At 68.9% G+C, this 17352-nt stretch carries 13 protein-coding genes; 5 read left to right on the plus strand and 8 right to left on the minus strand.

Translation table 11 applies throughout. The features are described from left to right. Positions 1 to 95 precede the first annotated feature (95 nt). From AC07M9_RS13390 to AC07M9_RS13400, 3 genes are all read left to right on the plus strand, one after another. On the plus strand, positions 96 to 2849 hold the full coding sequence (locus tag AC07M9_RS13390) for a [protein-PII] uridylyltransferase (RefSeq protein ID WP_494884247.1): 2754 nt from the start codon (positions 96 to 98) through the stop codon (positions 2847 to 2849). 395 nt (positions 2850 to 3244) lie between these two features. After that, positions 3245 to 4390, plus strand: coding sequence for a patatin-like phospholipase family protein (locus tag AC07M9_RS13395; protein ID WP_494884248.1), 1146 nt, complete (start codon positions 3245 to 3247; stop codon positions 4388 to 4390). Between the two features lie 24 nt (positions 4391 to 4414). Continuing rightward, positions 4415 to 5194 carry a 3-hydroxybutyrate dehydrogenase gene (locus tag AC07M9_RS13400; RefSeq protein WP_494884249.1) on the plus strand — a complete coding sequence of 260 codons (780 nt, stop codon included), beginning with the start codon at positions 4415 to 4417 and terminating at the stop codon, positions 5192 to 5194. 176 nt (positions 5195 to 5370) lie between these two features. Here AC07M9_RS13400 and AC07M9_RS13405 read toward each other — a convergent pair whose 3' ends face one another. The 3 genes from AC07M9_RS13405 to ubiA all read right to left on the minus strand — a co-directional run bounded on the left by AC07M9_RS13405 (position 5371) and on the right by ubiA (position 9042). Beyond that, positions 5371 to 6399, minus strand: coding sequence for an aspartate-semialdehyde dehydrogenase (locus AC07M9_RS13405; protein ID WP_494884250.1), 1029 nt, complete (start codon positions 6397 to 6399; stop codon positions 5371 to 5373). 348 nt (positions 6400 to 6747) lie between these two features. After that, the gene (locus tag AC07M9_RS13410) at positions 6748 to 8079 is read right to left on the minus strand and encodes a glutamate--tRNA ligase (protein ID WP_494884251.1); all 1332 of its coding nucleotides are present in this window, start codon (positions 8077 to 8079) and stop codon (positions 6748 to 6750) included. Between the two features lie 48 nt (positions 8080 to 8127). Next, the gene (gene ubiA, locus AC07M9_RS13415) at positions 8128 to 9042 is read right to left on the minus strand and encodes a 4-hydroxybenzoate octaprenyltransferase (RefSeq protein WP_494884252.1); all 915 of its coding nucleotides are present in this window, start codon (positions 9040 to 9042) and stop codon (positions 8128 to 8130) included. Between the two features lie 153 nt (positions 9043 to 9195). Between ubiA and AC07M9_RS13420 the strand changes: the two genes are divergently transcribed. Together AC07M9_RS13420 and AC07M9_RS13425 are read left to right on the plus strand one after the other, a co-directional pair. After that, positions 9196 to 9954, plus strand: a complete 759-nt coding sequence (locus AC07M9_RS13420) for a 16S rRNA (uracil(1498)-N(3))-methyltransferase (RefSeq protein ID WP_494884253.1) — start codon at positions 9196 to 9198, stop codon at positions 9952 to 9954. Between the two features lie 77 nt (positions 9955 to 10031). Continuing rightward, positions 10032 to 11435 carry a glutamate--cysteine ligase gene (locus AC07M9_RS13425; RefSeq protein WP_494884254.1) on the plus strand — a complete coding sequence of 468 codons (1404 nt, stop codon included), beginning with the start codon at positions 10032 to 10034 and terminating at the stop codon, positions 11433 to 11435. Positions 11436 to 11603: 168 nt separating this feature from the next. On the opposite strand, the gene AC07M9_RS13430 is transcribed toward AC07M9_RS13425, so the two are convergent. The 5 genes from AC07M9_RS13430 to AC07M9_RS13450 form a co-directional block, all read right to left on the minus strand. Further along, positions 11604 to 12935: a methyltransferase family protein gene (locus tag AC07M9_RS13430; RefSeq protein ID WP_494884255.1), complete on the minus strand. Its 1332-nt coding sequence runs from the start codon at positions 12933 to 12935 to the stop codon at positions 11604 to 11606. An 86-nt stretch (positions 12936 to 13021) separates the two neighbouring features. Beyond that, positions 13022 to 14395: an outer membrane protein assembly factor BamB family protein gene (locus tag AC07M9_RS13435; RefSeq protein ID WP_494884256.1), complete on the minus strand. Its 1374-nt coding sequence runs from the start codon at positions 14393 to 14395 to the stop codon at positions 13022 to 13024. 23 nt (positions 14396 to 14418) lie between these two features. Further along, entirely contained in the window at positions 14419 to 15210 is a 792-nt protein-coding gene (locus tag AC07M9_RS13440) for a tetratricopeptide repeat protein (RefSeq protein WP_494884257.1), read from the minus strand. Positions 15211 to 15332: 122 nt separating this feature from the next. After that, positions 15333 to 16460 (minus strand): glycosyltransferase, encoded by a 1128-nt coding sequence (locus AC07M9_RS13445; RefSeq protein ID WP_494884258.1) that lies wholly within the window; start codon positions 16458 to 16460, stop codon positions 15333 to 15335. Positions 16461 to 16462: 2 nt separating this feature from the next. Continuing rightward, positions 16463 to 17329 carry an alpha/beta fold hydrolase gene (locus AC07M9_RS13450; RefSeq protein ID WP_494884259.1) on the minus strand — a complete coding sequence of 289 codons (867 nt, stop codon included), beginning with the start codon at positions 17327 to 17329 and terminating at the stop codon, positions 16463 to 16465. Between the last annotated feature and the right edge of the window lie 23 nt (positions 17330 to 17352).

Here is a 17352-nt window from a genome sequence, read left to right on the forward strand (position 1 = left end):
CGGGCAATTCATATCTTCGTGCCATAATCGCCGCGGGCGCGCCGATCGCGCGCTGCCGTCTTCCCCTCCTCCGTCCCAACCCCTAGATGCAAGGCATGAGCAGCGTGATCCGTATCCCCTCCCCCCGCTCCGTGATCGACCGGCGCGACCTCGTCGAGCGCATCGAGGCCGTCGTCGCCGAGCAGGGCGGGCCCAAGGGCCGCAAGGCGATCGTCGAGCTGCTGCGCGCCGCGCTGGAGAACGGCCGCGCCGAGATCGCCCGCCGCCTGATCGACAAGCCCTCCGCAGGGCACGAGGTCGCCGAGGCGCAGGCCTTCCTGGTCGACCAGCTGATCCGCGTCATCCACGACCACATCTGCGTCAACGTCTACCCCGCCGGCAACCGCTCCAAGGGCGAGCGGCTGACGATCATGGCGGTGGGCGGCTACGGCCGCGGCGAGATGGCGCCGCATTCGGACGTCGACATCGCCTTCCTCACCCCGATCAAGCAGACGCCGTGGTGCGAGCAGGTGATCGAGGCGATGCTCTACTTCATGTGGGACCTGGCGCTGAAGGTCGGCCACTCCAGCCGCTCTCTGGACGACATGGTGCGCATGTCGAAGTCCGACCTGACGATCCGCACCGCGATGCTCGAAGGACGCTACGTCTGGGGCGACCAGGACCTGTATGAAGAGGCGCGGACCCGCTTCTTCAAGGACGTGGTCTCGGGCACCGAGCGGCAGTTCGTGGTCGAGAAGCTGGCCGAGCGCGAGGAACGCCACAAGCGCATGGGCGACACCCGCTACGTCGTCGAGCCCAACATCAAGGAGGGCAAGGGCGGCCTGCGCGACCTCCACACGCTCTACTGGATCGGCAAGTACATCCACAAGGTCCGCTCGCCCGCCGAGCTGGTCGACGTGGGTCTGCTTACGCACCGAGAATACCGCGCCTTCCGCCGCGCCGAGAACTTCTTCTGGGCGGTGCGCTGCCACCTCCACACCATCACCCGCCGCGCCGAGGACCGTCTGACCTTCGACATGCAGCGCGAAGTGGCGACGCGGATGAACTTCTCCGACCGCCCGGGCAAAAGTTCGGTCGAGCGGTTCATGCAGATGTTCTTCCTGCAGGCCAAGGTCGTCGGCAACCTGACCGGCGTGTTCCTCGCCCAGCTCGACGAGCAGTTCGCCAAGCGCCAGCCGCGCGGGCTGCTGGCGGGCTTCCGCGCCAAGGAGCGCCTGCTCAAGGGCTACAAGGTGTTCGGCGGCCGGCTCAAGGCGCCTTCGGACGACTGGTTCGCCAATGACCCGGTGCGCATGATCGAGATCTTCGTGCTGGCCGACCGCGAGCACCTGGAGATCCACCCGGAGACGCTGCGCCTGATCTCGCGCGATGCCGTGCTGATCCGCGACGAGGTGCGCCGCGACAAGCGCGCCAACGAGCTGTTCATGGAACTGCTCACCAGCCGCAACAACCCCGAGGTCGCGCTGCGCAGCTTCAACGAGGCGGGCGTGTTCGGCCGCTTCGTGACCGAGTTCGGCCGGGTCAACGCGCAGATGCAGTTCGACATGTACCACCACTACACGGTGGACGAGCACACCATCCGCGCCATCGGCCTGCTCTCGCGCATCGAGAAGGGCGAACTGCGCGAGGACCATCCGCTCGCGCATGACGTGATCCACAAGGTCCGCTCGCGCCGCGCGCTCTATGTCGCCACGCTGCTGCACGACATCGCCAAGGGACGGCAGGGCGATCATTCGGTGCTCGGCGCCGAGGTGGCCTGCAGGCTCTGCCCGCGCTTCGGGCTCGACGAGGAGGAGACCGAACTGGTCGCCTGGCTGGTGCGCCAGCACCTGCTGCTCTCGGCCACGGCGATGAAGCGCGACCTTTCGGACGGCAAGACCATCGCCGACTTCGTGGAAGTGGTGCAGTCGGTGGACCGCCTGCGCCAGTTGACCGTGCTCACCATCGTCGACATCCGCGCGGTGGGGCCGGGCACCTGGAATTCGTGGAAGCGCCAGCTCATCGCCACGCTCTACGGCGCGACCGAGGAGCGCCTGCGCCTCGGCCATGCCGAATTCGGCCGCCCCAACCGCGTCGCCGCCAAGAAGGCCGCTGTCGAGGCGATGGGCGGCGATTTCCCCGCGCTCATCGAGAAGGTCGGCGGCAAGCTGGGCGACGCCTACTGGATCGCCGAGCCCGAGGACGTCATCGCCCGCAACCTCGTCGAACTCGACGCGGCGGACGACGAGCCGCTGTCGATCTTCACCGAATACTACCCGGCGCGCGGCGCCACGCTGGTGACGGTGATCGCCTCGGACCACCCCGGCCTGTTCTACCGCATCGCGGGGGGCATCCACCTTGCCGGCGGCAATATCATCGACGCGCGCATCCACACCACGCGCACCGGCCGCGCGGTCGACAACTTCCTGATCCAGGACCCGCTCGGCCGCCCGTTCATGGAAACCAGCCAGCTGGAACGCCTCTCGACCTCGATCGAGAACGCACTGGCCAACCGCATCAAGATCCTGCCCCAGCTCAACGCCCGCCCCGACGCGCGCCCGCGCGCCGACGCCTTCGAGGTCCGCCCGCGCGTGTTGTTCGACAACAAGGCCTCGAACCGCTTCACCGTGGTCGAGGTCAACTCGCGCGACCGGCCCGCGCTGCTCAACCGGCTCGCGCATGCGCTGTTCGAATCGAAGCTGATGGTCCACTCCGCCCACATCGCCACCTACGGCGAGCGCGCGGCCGACACCTTCTACGTGACCGACCTGCTGGGCGAGAAACTGACCGCGACGCCGCGGCTGAAAGCGCTTGAACGCCGGTTGCTGGAAGCGGCGAGCGACCCGGCGGAGGCGGTGGTGGCGGCCTGAGGGGGCGGGCGTATCAAATCCAAACTCTGCCCGAAAAAACCCCGTCGTCCCCGCGAAGGCGGGGACCCCGCTTGTTCTTTCTAACGTAGCGCAAAGGAAGCGGGGCCCCCGCCTTCGCGGGGGCGACGGGAGGGTGGGGGAGTAACGAGGCGAGAGCGATAAGGGAGACCGACCAGTCACCCTCCGCCATTTTCCTACACCGCAAACCCCTGCTACCTTCGCGCCGGTTCTTTCCCATCGTCGAAAACCCGCCCGGCCCGGCCCTTCGTGGACGGCTGCCCGCGCATGCACTTCATGAACTAACCTTCACAAACTATGAGTTGAAACCCGCGCCGCCCGGCCCCAACTGTTGCGCTGCAGCACATGGGGACAAAACTTTGGCACAAGGTTCTTCCGTGACCCGTCCCCGCTCCGACTCCAACCTCCGCGCCCAATCCGTGCTCGTCCTCCAGGGCGGCGGCGCGCTCGGTGCGTACCAAGCGGGCGTCTACGAGGCGCTGGCACAGGAGGACGCGCTGCCAGACTGGGTTGCCGGCATCTCGATCGGCGCGGTCAACGCCGCGATCATCGCCGGCAACGCGCCCGAGGAGCGCGTGAAGGCCCTGCGCCGGTTCTGGAACCGGGTCTCCTCGGAACTGCCGTACAAGCTGGACACCCCGCTCGGTTTCGCCCGCCGCGCCTTCAACGAGGGCGCCGCTCAATGGGTCGCGGCGTTCGGCATTCCCGGCTTCTTCCTGCCGCGCATCCCGATGCCCATGCCCGAATGGCCCGCCGATCTCGGCCGCCTAAGTTACTACGACACCAGTCCCCTGCGCGCGACGCTGCTGGAACTGGTCGATTTTGAGCGGCTAAACCGCACCGACATGCGCTTCAGCGTCGGCGCGGTGAACATGCTCAACGGCAACTTCGCCTACTTCGACAACACCGAGCGCAAGATCGGCCCCGAACACATCATGGCCAGCGGCGCCCTGCCACCCGGCTTCCCCCCGGTAGAGATCGACGGGGAATGGTACTGGGACGGCGGCCTCGTTTCCAACACGCCGCTTCAGTACGTGCTCGACAACCGGCCCCCGTGCGAGATGACCATCTACCAGGTCGACCTGTTCTCCTCGCGCGGCATGATCCCGCGGACCATGGCCGACGTCTCGCAGCGCGAGAAGGACATCCGCTTCTCCAGCCGCACCCGCCTCGGAACCGACCAGTCGAAGCAGCTCCAGACGATGCGCGCCGCCGCCAGCCGCCTCGCCGAGCGGCTGCCGCCGGAATACCGCGACGACCCCGACCTCGCCCACCTGCTCGACTGCCGCCCCGCCGGCGCGGTCGCGGTGATGCACCTCATCAACCGGCCCGAGGACTACGAGACCAATTCCAAGGACTACGAGTTCTCGCGGATGACGGTGGACGAGCACTGGGCCACCGGCCACGCCGACGCGCTGCGCTCGCTCGAACATCCCGACTGGCTGGACCGCCGCTTGAAGCCCGACGAGATCGTCACCTTCGACCTCGCGGGGCTCAAGCCGGAAAAACCGCTAACCGCCTGACCAACACCGCATCGGAGTACAAGCATGAAGCTTCAGGACAAGGTCTGCATCGTCACCGGCGCCGCCAGCGGCATCGGCAAGGCCATCGCCGATACATACGCAGGCGAAGGCGGCAAGGTCGTCATCGCTGACCTCAATCTCGAAGCCGCGCAGAAGGCCGCCGACGACATCGTCGCCAAGGGCGGCCAGGCGATGGCGGTGGCGATGGACGTGACCAGAGAGGAGCAGGTGAACGCCGGCGTCGCCAATGTCGTCGACGCCTGGGGCACGGTCGACGTGCTGGTCTCCAACGCCGGTATCCAGATCGTGAACCCCGTCGAGAACTACGCCTTCTCCGACTGGAAGAAGATGCTGGCGATCCACCTCGACGGCGCCTTCCTGACCTCGAAGGCGGTGCTGCCGCACATGTATGCGCAGGGATCCGGCTCGATCATCTTCATGGGCTCGGTCCACTCCAAGGAGGCCAGCCCGCTCAAGAGCGCCTACGTCACCGCCAAGCACGGACTGCTCGGCCTCAGCCGCGTGATCGCCAAGGAAGGCGGCCGGAAGGGCGTGCGCAGCAACGTGATCTGCCCCGGCTTCGTGCGCACGCCGCTGGTCGACAAGCAGATCCCCGAGCAGGCGAAGGAGCTGAACATCTCCGAGGACGAGGTGGTGAAGAAGGTCATGCTCGGCCAGACGGTGGATGGCGAGTTCACCACGGTGGAGGACATCGCCGAGGTCGCGCTGTTCTTCGCCGGCTTCTCCACCAACGCGCTCACCGGCCAGTCGCTGGTGGCGAGCCATGGATGGTTCATGGAGTGAGGGGACGAGGAAACGATCTCGTCTTCCTTCTCGACCCTTATTTTCTCGTCATTCCCGCGCAGGCGGGACCCATCTGATGACCAGGCAACACGACGGGACATCAGATGGGTTCCCGCCTTCGCGGGAATGACGAAGTTGAGGGGAAAAGGGCGCGCACGATGCACGCGCCCGTCACCTCACCCCAGCAGCACTTCGGCGATCTGCACGGCATTGAGCGCCGCGCCCTTGCGCAGGTTGTCGCTCGCCACGAACAGCGCGAGGCCCGCCGCCACCGTCGGATCGCGGCGCACGCGGCCCACGAACACCGGGTCCTTGCCGGTCGCATCGAGCGGATTGGGCACTTCGGTGACCACCACGCCCGGCGCCGAGCCCAGCAGTTCCAGCGCACGCTCGACGCTGATCGGGCGCTCGAACTCGGCGTTGATCGACAGCGAGTGGCCGGTGAACACCGGCACGCGCACGCAGGTGCCCGAGACCGGCAGGCCGGGGATATCCAGGATCTTGCGGCTCTCGTCGCGCAGCTTGATCTCTTCCTCGGTGTAGCCGTCCTCGGCGTAGACGTAGTTGAGCGGCACCACGTTGTGCGCGATCGGCACCGCCCACTTTTCGGCGGCGGGGAGCAGCGCGGCGGCATCGCCGCTGGCGAGGTCGCGGGTCCGCTCGCCGACATGGGCGATCTGGCCGGCCAGCACCTCGATGCCCTCGAGCCCGCCGCCCGAAACCGCCTGGTAGGTCGAGACGACGAGCTTCTTGAGCCCCGCCTCGTCATGCAGCGGACGCAGGACCGGCATCGCGGCCATGGTGGTGCAGTTGGGATTGGCGATGATGCCCTTGGGGAGGTTCTCCAGCGCCTGCGGGTTCACCTCGGCGACAACCAGCGGCACCTGCGGATCCGAGCGGAACGCCGAGCTGTTGTCGATCACGATGGCGCCTGCCGCCGCCGCCTTGGGCGCCAGTTCCTTGGCGGTCGAGCCGCCGGCCGAGAACAGGACCACGTCGAGGCCTGCGAAATCGGCGGTCGCCGCATCCTCGACCACCACGCCGTCCAGTTCCTTGCCGGCCGAGCGGGCCGAGGCGAACAGGCGCAGGCTGGCGATCGGGAAATTGCGCTCGGCGAGGATCTCGCGGATCATCGAGCCGACGAGCCCGGTCGCGCCGACGACGCCGACGTTGAGCTTCTGACCGGGGGCGAACTTTGCAACCATGACTAAGCGTCTCCTATCGAGGGGAGCAGCGCGAGGTTGTTGTTTTCGAATGTGAAAAGCCCCGCCTGCCGTATGCGGGGTCGATGTCCGGGTGGTGCCTTAGATCACGCACACCACCGACACCGACCGCGCGGTGGCAGTCGGTTTCGGGGTGGTAATAATGATCGGCTTGACGAACATGACGGCGCCACTAGCGGCAAGCGCGCGCAGTGTAAATGGGCATTTTATTGCGCGTCTGATCGGACAACTTCACCAACCGAGGCCTCGTCGCCCCGCGAAGGCGGGGACCCCGCCTTCGCGGGGGCGACGGGAAAGGAAGCGAAAGGTCTACTCGCTTTCTGCCCCGCGTCAGGCCGCCGCTCGCAGCCGCTCCATCGCTGCCCCTTGCCCGATCAGCGGCAGCAGCGCGGCCATGTCGGGGCCATGGTCCATGCCGGTGAGCGCCTGACGCAGCGGCAGGAACAGCGCCTTGCCCTTGCGCCCCGTCGCGTCCCTGAGCGTGCCGGTGAGCGCCTTCCACACGCCTTCGTCCCATGCGATCGAGGCCAGCACTTCGGCCGCCTGCGCGCAGAAGGCCCGGTCCTCTTCGGCCATCTCCGGCCGGGCGACCGGCCCGGTCACGACCTGCCACCAGTCCCCAACCTCGGCCACGCGGGCGAGGTTGGGCCGTACCGCTGCCCAGGCCGCCGCGTCCATGCCGTCGGGCAGGCGATCGCGCACGGCCTCGAAAGCCAGCGCGTGGACGACGCCGGCGTTGACCCGCTCGAGTTCCGCCTCGTCGAAGCGTGCCGGGGCACGGCCGAAGCGCGAGAGGTCGAAGCTCGCCGCCAGTTCCTGCAGCCCGAGCGCCGGATCGACCGGGTCGCTCGTCCCCAGCCGCCCGAGCAGCGCGACCAGCGCCTGCGGCTCGATGCCTGCTCCGCGCAGTTCGGCCAGCCCCAGCGAGCCGAGGCGCTTCGACAGCTTGCCCTCGCTTCCCACCAGCAGCGCCTCGTGCGCGAAGGCGGGGACCGGAGCGCCGAGCGCGGTGAACATCTGCACCTGCGTGGCGGTGTTCGAGACGTGATCCTCGCCGCGCAGGATCTGCGTCACGCCCATGGCGATGTCGTCGATGACGGAGGGCAGCATGTAGAGCCACGACCCATCGGCCCGGCGCACCACGGGGTCGCTCATCTGCGCCGCGTCGAATTTCTGCGGCCCCCGGATGCCGTCGATCCACGCGATCGGCTCGTCGCGGGCGAGCAGGAAGCGCCAGTGCGGCAGGTCGCCCGCCGCGATCTTCGCCGCCTTGTCCGCGTCGCTCAGCTCCAGTGCCGCACGGTCGTAGATCGGCGGCAACCCGCGCCCGAGCAGGACCTTGCGCTTCAATTCAAGTTCGCGCGGCGTTTCCCAGCACGGATAGACGCGGCCCGCTGCCTCGAGCCGCGCGAAGGCCTCGTCGTAGATGGCGAAGCGCGCGGACTGGCGCTCCTCGCCCTCGGGATGGAGCCCCAGCCAGGCGAGATCGGCGCGGATCGCCTCGACGTATTCCTCGCGGCTGCGCGCGGCGTCGGTGTCGTCGATGCGCAGCAGGAAGCGCCCGCCTGCCTGCTTTGCGAGCAGGAAGTTGTGCAGCGCGGTGCGGATGTTGCCGACGTGGAGGTGCCCGGTGGGCGACGGAGCGAAGCGGGTGACGGTCATGCCTGGCGCGTTACGGCGCGGCGGGGGGCAGGTCAATTTTGCGCGCGCTCAGACGATGCCGGCGTTGCCCACCACCCAGCAGGCCAGCGCCATGACGAGGCCGAGGTCGCGGTTGGAGCGGAAGCGGGCGAGCGCGTTGTCGCCGTCTTCGGTGTCGAGCGTGGCGACCTGGAACGCCAGATGCAGCGCCACCGGGGCCAGCGCGACGAGCGAAACCCAGTCGGGCCGCATCGCCCAGAACGCCAGCGCCCACAGCGCCAGCGCCGCCGCGTAGAATCCGCCGACCCCGGCGCGCACCCATGACCCCATCCTGAGCGCCGAGGAGCGGATGCCGACCAGCGCGTCATCCTCGCGGTCCTGCAGCGCGTAGATGGTGTCGTAGCCGATGCACCATGCAATAGCGCCCAGATAGAGAGCGGTTAGCGCGTCGATATGGTCGCCGCGCACTTCCACCCAGCCGACCAGCGCGCCCCAGGTGAAGACCATGCCCAGCCACGCCTGCGGCCACCAGGTGATGCGCTTCATGAAGGGGTAGCCTGCCACCAGCACCACGCTGCCCAGCGCCACCAGCTGCGCCTGCGGGCGTAGCTGCAGGAGCACCACGAGCCCGATCGCGCAGAGGATCGCGAGCCAGACCCAGGCGGCGGTGCGGCTCACCCGCCCGCTCGCGATCGGACGCAGGGCCGTGCGGGCGACCTTGCGGTCGAGATCGGCGTCGACGATGTCGTTGTAGACGCAGCCCGCCCCGCGCATCGCGATCGACCCCAGCAGCATCCACAGGGCGATGCCCCAGTGCCGCTCGCCCCCGGCCAGCATCACCCCCCAGGCGCAGGGCCAGAACAGCAGCCACCAACCGATCGGCCGGTCGAAACGCGCCAGCATGGCGAAGTCGCCCAGTGGCGGCGGCAGGAGCGAGACGAGGCCGCGATGCTGGCTGTCGGGGACGAGCGAAGGTTGGGTCACCCCGCGATCTCTAGTCGATCGCGCCACTGGAGTCATGCCAGAACGTGATTCGTGCACACTTCGCCGCCACCGTTGCATCCCCCCGGCGATCGCGCGAGAAGGGCATCCCCCTCCGACAATCTCGCCGACCACCTTGCCGAAAGCCCGCCAGACATGCCCGCCACTCCCGCCTGGCCGCCGCGCTCGGCCCCCCGCCTGTTCGTTACCGGCCCGCTGTCCGAGGGGGGGCAGATCGTGCTGGAGGGCCAGCAGGCGCACTATCTCGGCAAGGTGATGCGCGTGGCCCCCGGCGACGCGGTGATCGCCTGCGACGACGTGACCGGCGAATGGGCCTGCGAGGTCGTCTCGGCCGGAAAGCGCGAGGTAGTGCTCAGCCCCCGCCGGCACCTGCGGGGGCGCGAGGACGTGCCCGACTTCGTGCTCTGCGCCGCGCTGCTCAAGAAACCGAACTTCGACCTCGTGCTGGAAAAGGCGACCGAACTGGGCGTCGCGGCGGTCCAGCCCCTCGTGACGCGCCGCTGCGTGGCCGACAAGCTCAACCCCGAACGCGCGCTGACGATCGTCACCGAGGCGGCCGAACAGTGCGCGCGCACCGCCCTGCCCCGCGTCGCGCCGGTCGTCAGGCTGGAGGCGCTGCTGCGCGGCTGGCCGCAGGAGCGCGTCCTGTTCTTCGCCGACGAGCAGGGCGGCGCGCCCGCCGCGGCCACCTTCGCCGCCCATTCCGGCCCGGCGGCGCTGCTGGTCGGCCCCGAAGGCGGATTCGACGAGGAGGAACGCGCGCTCGTCCGCGCCCATCCGCAGGCCCGCGCGATCACGCTGGGCCCGCGCATCCTCAGGGCCGAGACCGCCTGCCTTTCCGCCACTGCGCTGTGGATGGCGGTATCGGGCGACTGGTCGGCCGGGCATTCTTAACGACCGCCCGGTACAAAAAGACCAGGCGGTACAAAAAGTTCTAGCGTCTCCCCTCGGCTCGCACTAATTCCGCCGCCATGAGCACCCGTGAGGTTTCGGATCGCGAAGATCCGGTGGTCGAAAGCCTGGATCAACTCGCCGCGCCGATGGCTGCGGGCGAAAAGCCGCGCGAGGCGTGGCGGATCGGGACTGAGCACGAGAAGTTCGTCTACGACACCGCCGATCACCACGCGCCGTCCTACGACGAGCCCGGCGGCATCCGCGACCTCCTGAACAACCTCACCGAATTCGGCTGGGAGCCGATCGTCGAGGCCAGTCCAGATGGGGGCGGGAACGTCATCGCCATGAAGGGCGCGGACGGCAACGTCAGCCTGGAGCCGGCGGGCCAGCTGGAACTCTCCGGTGCCCCGCTGGAGAACCTGCACCAGACCTGCGCCGAGACCGGCCGCCACCTCGCCCAGGTCAAGGCGATCGGCGAGCGCATCGGCAAGGCCTACCTCGGCCTCGGCATGTGGCCGGACAAGACCCGCGAAGAACTGCCCATCATGCCCAAGGGCCGCTACGAGATCATGCTGCGGCACATGCCGCGCGTGGGCTCGATGGGCCTCGACATGATGCTGCGCACCTGCACCATCCAGGTCAACCTCGACTATTCGAGCGAGGCGGACATGGTGAAGAAGTTCCGCACCTCGTTGGCCCTGCAGCCGCTGGCGACGGCGCTGTTCGCCAACTCGCCCTTCACGGAAGGGCAGCCCAACGGCTACCTCTCCTACCGCAGCCACATCTGGTCGGACACCGATCCGCAGCGCACCGGCATGCTGCCCTTCGTGTTCGAGGACGGCTTCGGCTACGAGCGCTACGTCGAGTACATGCTCGACGTGCCGATGTACTTCGTGTTCCGCGACGGCCGGTACATCGACGCCGCCGGCCTCTCGTTCCGCGACTTCCTCAAGGGCGAGCTTGCGGTGCTTCCGGGCGAACTGCCGCGCCTGTCCGACTGGACCGACCACCTCTCCACCGCCTTCCCCGAAGTGCGCCTCAAGTCGTTCCTCGAGATGCGCGGTGCCGACGGCGGTCCCTGGGGCCGCATCTGCGCGCTGCCGGCGCTGTGGGTCGGCCTGCTTTACGACCAGGGCGCGCTCGACGCCGCCTGGGACCTCGTCAAGGACTGGGACATGGAAGGCCGCGAGGCGCTGCGCTCGGCCGCGCCGAAGCTCGGTCTCGATTCGCCGATTCCCGGATCTTCTGGAAAGAGCGGCGGTACGCTGCGCGACATCGCGGCCGAGGTGGTGGACATCTCCCGCCAGGGCCTCGCCGCGCGCGGCAGGCTCAATGCCAGCGGCGAGAACGAGACCGGCTACCTCGAGCCGCTGGCCGAGATCGTGAAGTCGGGCAAGGTCCCGGCGCAGCGCCTGCTCGACCTCTACAACGGCGAGTGGGGCGGCGATCTTTCAAAGATCTACGCGGTGAAGAGCTTCTGAGTCGACGGGACTATCGATCCGTCCCTCAGAGCGCGGTCATCTTATATTGTATCGTCATCCCCGCGCAGGCGGGGACCCATCTGATGACGGCGCAACACGAAGCGACCTCAGATAGGTTCCCGCCTGCGCGGGAATGACGAAGATGCTTCGGGCAACCCCGATCGCGCGCTAGTTGCGCCCCTTGGGCAGCAACGCCAGCACCCGCCCGAAACCACGCGTGATGAGCGCATTCTCGTCCATCCAGGCGTGGTACTCGCGGTACTTCGCATCCTCGGCGAGCAGATGCGCTTCCTCGGTCCGGGCACGCCAGTAGTAGATGCCGCTGACCACGCCGAGCAGCACCGTATTGCGCAGCGCGTCCGTCCACGAGCCGTTGGTGACGAGGAACGGCAGCGTCGAGGTCCACCAGAACAGGTTCTTCGACAGGTAGGCCGGGTGGCGCGTAAAGCGGTACGGCCCGTTCGTCAGCACGCCGCGGTAGGTGAGGTTCGAGAAGCGCAGGCCGAAGGCGAAGGTCGCCCAGGCGTAGATGCCGGTCAGCACCACCATCATGCCGGCCCAGCCCCACAGCAGCCAGTCGTGCCCGGCGAGCCAGTAGGCCCAGCCCCCGGTATTGACCTCATAGCCCAGCACGTCGGCGCGGCCCATGGTGCCCCACACGAACGGCGGATAGCAGATCAGCGCCGCGACCCAGCCGGCCAGCAGCGGGTTGCCGCTGCGGATGTGCGCGTCGAGCGGGCGGAAGGTGAACAGGTACCCCACGGTGCCGATCTGCACGTCGATCAGGAACAGCGCCTCGATCAGCAGCGAGCCCAGCGCGACCGGGTCACGGGCGATGGCGGTGAAGTCCGCCTCGACCACATGGCCGAAGCCGCCCGGCAGGATCGAGATCATGAAGGCCCCGAAGAAGCCCTTGATCGCCCAGGCCCGCCAGTGCTTCTTCACCTCGGCCGCGTCCCACGCGCCGCCGACGACCAGCGCCCCGAAGTGCCAGGATGCATCGCGCGGTTCCACCAGGACGCGGTCCAGCCACAGGACGTAAGGGACCGAGAACAGGAACAGCGGCACCGCCGCCGCGCCCAGCACCTGCATGGCGAAGAGGTACTGGCCATCCCAGTACCAGCGGCAGATGCAGTAGAAGCAGGCGATCGCCGCCCAGGTCGTCCAGAGCCCGGCGATCTTGGTGATCGACACGTCGAGCGTTTCGGACAGCGGCCGCCGCCGCGACCAGTCGATGCCGGTGGAGGGGCGGCGATGGACCTTGTCGACCAGCAGCGACCATGCGCTCATCGCCGCGCCGGTGACCAGCAGCGTCGCCACCGCGGCATAAGGCCCGCTCAGCGGCGCGCGCGGGCCGGGCAGCGACAGCGCCTCGGCGACCACGGCCCAGTTGCGGCAGACCAGCAGCCACACGCCCAGCGCGGCGACGCCGGACAGCCCGACGCCTGCGGAGACGTCGCTGGGGGGCCGGTTCTGGGGCGCGCTCGGTGTCTGGCTCATGCGCCGTTCGCTAACCGCAATTGGTTAAGAGGGCGCAAACCGTGACCGAGCGCGATCCGATGGCGGAGGCCGGGAGGACCGGAAGGTCAGCGGAACGCGGTGATGCGGCCCGAATCGTCGAGGACGTAGAGCGTCTGGTTGGCCACCACCGGTGCCAGCGAGACCGGCCCGTCGAGTTCGGTGACGGGCGCCATGGTGCCGCTCGCCGGATCGACGGTCGCCAGCAGGCCGCGCGAGTTGGCGACCCACAGCTTGTTGCCGGCCAGCACCGGCCCGACCCAGAAGACCGGGTTCTTGCGCTTCTTCGCGTTCCTGTAGCGCTCCAGTTCGGTCAGCCAGCGGACCTTGCCGGTCGAGCGGGCGATCGCCAGGATCTCGGCGTGGTCGTCGAGGGTGAACACCCAGTCGCCCGCCACGGCGGGGGTCGAAATCCCCGCGAGGTTGAGTTCCCAGATGCGCTGGCCGGTGATCAGTTCGTAGGCGGCCATGCGCCCGCCCTGGCCGAGCGCGTAGACACGGCCGCGATCGATGATCGGGTCGGCGTCGACGTCGGTGAGGCTGCCGACCTCGGTCGAGATCGAGGTGCGCGACAGCGCGTCCGACCACAGCTGGCGGCCGTTCTCGTAGCGATAGGCGACCAGTTCGCCCGACGAGAACCCGGCGATCACGGTTCCCTGCCCGGCGGCCGGGGAGGCGACGCCGAACACGCCCGACTGGGTGAGCGAGGCCGATTCGCTCCAGACCGAGGTCCCGTCCGCCGCATTGAGCGCGGCGATCTGGTTGTCCTGCGTCATCACGAACACCGAGTTGAACGCCACCGTCGGCGAACCGCGCAGCGGGCCGGCGGGCTTCTTGCTCCAGATCTGGCTGCCGTCAGCAGCGTTGAGCGCCGCCACTTCGCCGAGGCCGGTGGTCACGTAGAGCTTGTCGCCGTCGAAGCTGACGCCGCCGCCGAACACCGAATTCTGGTTGCTGCCGTCGACCGCGAAGCTCTTGGTCCACAGCTTCGCGCCGCTCTGCGCGTCGAAGGCGTGGACCACGCCGTCGGTGTCCATGACGAACATCTTGCCGTCGCCGATGACCGGCGCCGCCGCGAGACGGCGGCGGTTGGTAGAGCCGGCGATCTGCGCGGTCCAGGCCTTGACCGGGTTGTCGGCCAGCGCGAGGTGGCCATAGGCCTTGTTCGGGGTGCCGCCGCCCTGCGCCCAGGTCGCATTGACCTCGGCCGGGGGGAGGATCACCGAGACCGCGCCGAGCGTCGGGTCGGTCTTGGCACCGCTTTCGATGCGCGAGAGGATCGGCACGCGGTCGCCCACGGTGGGGGTCTTGGCGGGGCCCTTGCCGCCGCCGAACACCTTGCAGCCCGACAGGCCCATGACCAGCGCGAGCGCGATCAGCGGCACCACCTTGCGTGCCGGCAGGGTGCCGGACTTACGGATATTGGGGACGCTTGCGTTCATGCGAATATCCTCACGAGACATGCTCATTCTCCGGCGTCCGCGGCTTCGGCGGATACCTTGGCGGCCGGCTTGTTCAGCGGCTCGCCCTTTTCATCGACGACATCATCGACCGCATCGACGCCCAGCACGGCGGCAAGCTGGCGCGCGCGGCTGCGCAGGCCCTGGTCGACCTTCTCGTCCTTGGCGATCGCCGCGAACAGCGGGCCGGCCTGGTCCTGCCTGCCCTGCTTGAGATAGGCCATGCCCACCATCTCGCCGGCGACGCCGAACCAGGCATTGCCCGGCGCGGCGAGCGGCTTGAGGCGGTCGATCACGTCCTGCGGCTTCATCGCGTCGAAATCGGTGCCGATCTCGCGCACGGTGGCGAGATCGCGCATCGGCTGCGGGGCATCGGTATCGGCCGAAACCTGGCGGAACAGCTTGAGCGCGTCGGCCTTGCGGTCCTGGCGCAGCGCGATGCCGCCCAGCAGCAGGCGCGCCGAAGTGACATTGGCGTCCGAGCCCGAGGCGGCGGCGATCGGCGCCAGCTTGGCCTTGGCGGCGTCGAGGTTCTCGGCCTGGAGGCTGTCGAGCGCCTGGACGTAGGCCTCGGCCCGCTCCTCGCGCGCCTTGGTCTGGCGGTGGTCCCAGTAGATCCAGCCGGCGAAGGCGAGCAGGGCGACGACGATCACCGCGATCAGCGCCTTGCCGTAGCGGCTCATGAAGCCTTCGAGCTGGTCCTGGCGGACGGCTTCGTCGACTTCGCGCAGGAAGACCTCGCGCTGGGCGGCATCACGCACGGTCGAGGGAGTGGAGGTGTCGGGAGGCAGGGCCAAGATTCGGGCGCTTTCTGCGGAAAAATCGGGATGGTGCGGGGGTGTTTAGCGAATGGACAGGGCTTTTCAACGGGGATGTCGGTGCCCGTCCCGGCGTGAAGCGCCGCTGAACGCGGATTCGCTCAGGGAAAACGAGACCGTCCCATAGCGGCGGCGTAGACCTCGGCATAGGCGCTAATCATCGTGTTTTCATCGTATTGCGCCTCCGCGCGGGCGCGGTTGGCGTCGCCGACGGTACGGCGCAGCGCCTCGTCCCCGGCCAGTTCGGCCATGGCCCAGGCCAGCGCGGCTTCATCGCCGGGGGGCGTTACGTAGCTGCGGTTTTCCCCCGATACCATCGCCGCGACGTCGCCCACCGCGGGCGAGGCGACCGCGAGGCCCGCCGCCATCGCCTCAACCACCGAGATCGGGAACTGCTCGCTGTCGGAGGAGAGCGCGAAGAGATCGAACAGGCCGACCGCGCGCGAAGGGTCGGGAACGAAGCCGGGAAGGTGGACGCGCGCGCCGACGCCGCAGGCCTTGGCCTGGGCGGCGATGGCGCCGCGCTCGGTCCCTTCGCCGAGGATCACCAGGTGCCACTCGGGCGGGAGCCCGGCGAAGGCGCGCACCAGCCGGGGGAGATTCTTGACCGCGCGCAGGCCCGCAAGGGTGCCCAGCCACCGCTCGCCCGGCGCCTTGGCGAGGCCGGGGATCGCGTCCTCCGGCGGCGGTTCGCGATAGGCGGCCACGGGAATGCCGTTGATGATGAGGCGCACGCGGCGGCGCGGCTGCTTCCAGGCGTGGAGCGCGATCCCCTCGAGCCGGCGCGAGGGCACCACCAGCGCCGAGGCGCGGGCGAGCGCCGCTCGGCGGAACAGGTTGCGCCGGGGCTTGAGGCCGCCCGCCTCGTCCTCGTTGAAGCCGTCCTCGTGGTGGACCAGCGGCGGCAGGCGCAGCGCGCGGGCGTAGAGGCGATGCGCGAGAACCGCGTCCATCGCGCCCCAGTTGTAGGTGAGGACGAGGTCGAAGCCCCGCATGGCCCGGGCGATCCGCAGCAGCCGCAGGGGGGTGGGCCGGCCCTGGAGGCTTGGAAAGTCGTCGGGGAAGCGGACGTTCAGCGCAGGGTCCAGCGCCACTTTCGCACCGAATGCGCCGGGCTGGGCCGAGACGACGGTGTGCTCCAGCCCGCCCCCGAACACGTTCATCAGCCGCGCGGCGCGCAGTTCCTTGCCGCCGGCCGAAAAACTGGAATGGAGGTGGAGGACCCGCAAGGTCAGCCGGTCCGGGCCAGCAGCCGCTCGATCGCGGCCACCGATTCGGGCTCGTCCAGCGTCGGGGCATGGCCGACATCGGCAAGCGTCAGCGCCTCGGCCGAAGGGATGCGGCGCACCATCTCGGCCAGCGTCGCCGCCGACAGCAGGTCCGAGCGCGCCCCGCGCACGATCAGCACCGGCGCGCGCCCAAGCGCCTCCCAGGCAGGCCAGAGGTCGGGCTGAGCGTCCACGTCGAGGTCGAGGAACGGCTCGGCGATCTTCATGTCGTAGTCGAACACCACGCGCCCGTTGCCCGCGACCGTCATCAGCCGCTTGGCCATGCCGATCCAGAAGTCGAGCGTATGGCCGGGGTGCGCGGCCCCCTGCGTGTCCTCCAGCCCGCGCGCGGCATGGACCCATGTCGCGAAGGAGCGGCCCTGCCCGACGTAGTCCTTGATCCGCGCGAGGCCCATCGGCTCGAGCCAGGGGCCGACGTCGTTGAGCACCGCGCCGGCGATCCGCTCGGGGATCACGGTCGCGAGGCCCATCGTCATCAGCCCGCCGAGCGAGGTGCCGATCGCCACGAAGCGGTCGATGCCCTCCTGCTCGAGCAGCGCCAGCACGTCCTCGCAGTATTGCATGGGGGTGTAGGTGGCCGAATCGCGCGCATATTCGCTGTCGCCGCGCCCGCGCAGGTCGGGGCAGATCACCCGGCGCCCGGCGGCAAGGCGCGGTGCGAGCACATCGAAGTCGCGGGCGTTGCGGGTCAGCCCGTGAAGGCAGAGCACCGGCAGGTGTCCGCCCGCCCCATCGGGGCCCGGATAATCGCGGAAATGGAGCTTGAGACCATCGCGGCTCGACCAGAAGCGATCTTCGAAAACCTTCATTCCCGAGCGGCTACCCTCTAAAC

This window comes from Novosphingobium sp. GW821-FHT09E05 (assembly GCF_059416165.1).

Coding starts and splice junctions, on each gene's coding strand:
- AC07M9_RS13390 (WP_494884247.1), top strand. CDS start 96: ATGAGCAGCGTGATCCGTATCCCCTCCCCCCGCTCCGTGATCGACCGG.
- AC07M9_RS13400 (WP_494884249.1), top strand. CDS start 4,415: ATGAAGCTTCAGGACAAGGTCTGCATCGTCACCGGCGCCGCCAGCGGC.
- AC07M9_RS13405 (WP_494884250.1), bottom strand. CDS start 6,399: ATGGTTGCAAAGTTCGCCCCCGGTCAGAAGCTCAACGTCGGCGTCGTC.
- AC07M9_RS13410 (WP_494884251.1), bottom strand. CDS start 8,079: ATGACCGTCACCCGCTTCGCTCCGTCGCCCACCGGGCACCTCCACGTC.
- AC07M9_RS13420 (WP_494884253.1), top strand. CDS start 9,196: ATGCCCGCCACTCCCGCCTGGCCGCCGCGCTCGGCCCCCCGCCTGTTC.
- AC07M9_RS13425 (WP_494884254.1), top strand. CDS start 10,032: ATGAGCACCCGTGAGGTTTCGGATCGCGAAGATCCGGTGGTCGAAAGC.
- AC07M9_RS13430 (WP_494884255.1), bottom strand. CDS start 12,935: ATGAGCCAGACACCGAGCGCGCCCCAGAACCGGCCCCCCAGCGACGTC.
- AC07M9_RS13435 (WP_494884256.1), bottom strand. CDS start 14,395: ATGAACGCAAGCGTCCCCAATATCCGTAAGTCCGGCACCCTGCCGGCA.
- AC07M9_RS13450 (WP_494884259.1), bottom strand. CDS start 17,329: ATGAAGGTTTTCGAAGATCGCTTCTGGTCGAGCCGCGATGGTCTCAAG.